We start from the raw sequence: 1,901 nt of genomic DNA, 5'->3' as shown, positions 1-1,901 counted from the left end.
CGCCACGCCGGCGCAAGGCGGCCCGGTTGTCCACGGCAGCACGGCCTGGCTCGTCGCCGACACCGCCGACGCGTGGGTCGACGCGATCGCGCACCTGATCGGGCATCCGCACACCCGCGCGCAGCTCGCCGCGGCCGCGCAGGATGCGATCCGCGCGCAGCACGACATCGGCCGCAACGCCGCCCGCCACGGTGCGCTGTACGCGCGGCTGCTGGCGGAGAACCGGACGCTGGCGCCCGTCGCCGCAACTGCGGACGCCGCACCGCGCGGCAAGCGCCTGGTCGTGTATTCGATCGATCCGGACGCATGCGCGTCGTCGCGAATTCGCCTCACGCTGCCGTTCGGTCTGCTGAACGAAGAATGGGAACTCGTCCCGGGCTTCCGGGACGGCCAGCTCGACAGCAGCGTGCTGGCCACGGCCGACGCCATCCTGCTGCACCGGCTGGCGCCCGGCATGCTGACGGGCAACGACCTGTATACGATCTTCAAGCATGAAAAGCCGGTGATCTACGAGACCGACGACCTGCTGACCGACCTGCCGGCCGCGCATCCGCTCGCCGCGCAAGGCGGGATGGCCCGCGCGGGGATCGAGCTCGTGCTGCGCAACGCGGACGCCGTGATCGTATCCACGCCGTTCATCGCCAGCCGCTACCGGCTGTCGCACCCGCGCGTTCACGTGCTGCCCGACAGCGTGGACTTCGACCGGTTCTACCGCCCCGTGACGGCGCGCGGCGACGACTGCGTGACGATCGGCATCGCCGGCGCGTCGCTGCGCGCCGACAACTTCGCGCTCGTCGACGCGGCGCTGCAGGCGATCTGCGCGCGCCATCCCGGCAAGGTCCGGGTGAGTTTCGTCGGCGCGGACGTCCCGCCGGGCTGGGCCGGCCACCCGGCCGCCGGGTGCGAGCCCGAGCTTCACGACTACGACGCGCACGCGCAACGCCTGCCGGAACGGCGCTGGGACATCGCGCTGCTGCCGCTCGCCGACCACGACTACAACGCCGGCACGAGCACGATCCAGTGGCAGGAATACGCGGCGGCCGGCATCGCGTCGATCGTCAGCGACCGGCCCGCCTATCGCTTCGCGCTGCACGACGGCTGCGACGGCCTGCTGGTCCCGGATGCGCCGCAGGCCTGGGTCGACGCGCTCGAGCGGCTGATCGCGCACCCGGCGCTGCGCCGCGGGCTCGCGCGCACGGCGCAGGCGAAGGTCCGCAAGCATCACGCGCTGCAGCAGGCGCTGCCGCGCTATCGCCATGTGTATCAGCAGTGCATCGACAAAGGCGCGATCGGCAACCTGCCCGCCCGCCCCGATGCGCCGATCCCCGGCGCGCTGATCCTGGACGCCGTGGGCGACCTCGACCAGGTCCGGCTGAGCCTGCAGGACATCGCACGGCGGCCGGAACAGGATCTGCTGGCGGTCGTGGTGACCACGTCGCAGGCGCCGCTGCCCGAATGGACCGACAAGGTGCGCTACCTGCACGCGCCCGCGCACGAGTACACGGCCACCGTCGAGCAGCTCTGCGCACTGCCGGCGTTCGACTGGACGCTGATCGTCGAGGCGGGCGACGGGCGTGCCGCGCAGGCACGCACGCCCGCCGATGCCGCGATCGCGTAGTTCGGCGCGCGCCGTGCCGCCTGCCTGACGCTGGCGGCCCGGCGCGCTATCCCGGCAGCGCGCGCTGTGCTCAGGTGCTCGAACAGCCGCCGCAACTGCTCGAGCTGCATGAGCTCGACGAACTGCACGAGCTGGAACTGCTGCTGTCTCCGGCGCCCGAGTCGAACGAACCGCTCGACCCGCCGGTTTGCAAGGCAACGGGCGGCGGCGCCATCAGCACGTTCGAATGCGCGGCCCACACGGTGCCGGAGATCGGAAGAGCACAAGCCTGAATTCCAGTCAC

General features: G+C 72.0%; 2 protein-coding genes. Both read left to right on the top strand.

What is annotated here, in order from left to right; all coding sequences use genetic code 11:
- Nucleotides 1-1,618, top strand: a 1,618-nt coding sequence (locus G3N98_RS39115) for a glycosyltransferase (protein ID WP_206151110.1), incomplete at its 5' end; no start/stop codon positions are given.
- A 74-nt stretch (nucleotides 1,619-1,692) separates the two neighbouring features.
- Nucleotides 1,693-1,890 carry a hypothetical protein gene (locus G3N98_RS40290; RefSeq protein WP_206151109.1) on the top strand — a complete coding sequence of 66 codons (198 nt, stop codon included), beginning with the start codon at nucleotides 1,693-1,695 and terminating at the stop codon, nucleotides 1,888-1,890.
- The last annotated feature ends 11 nt before the right edge of the window (nucleotides 1,891-1,901 follow it).

The organism is Burkholderia sp. Tr-20390 (assembly GCF_017104595.1).
In the GTDB taxonomy this organism is placed as follows: domain Bacteria; phylum Pseudomonadota; class Gammaproteobacteria; order Burkholderiales; family Burkholderiaceae; genus Burkholderia.
The sequence above is the reverse complement of the archived record's forward strand: the minus strand, read 5'-3'. Positions and strand labels throughout refer to the sequence as shown.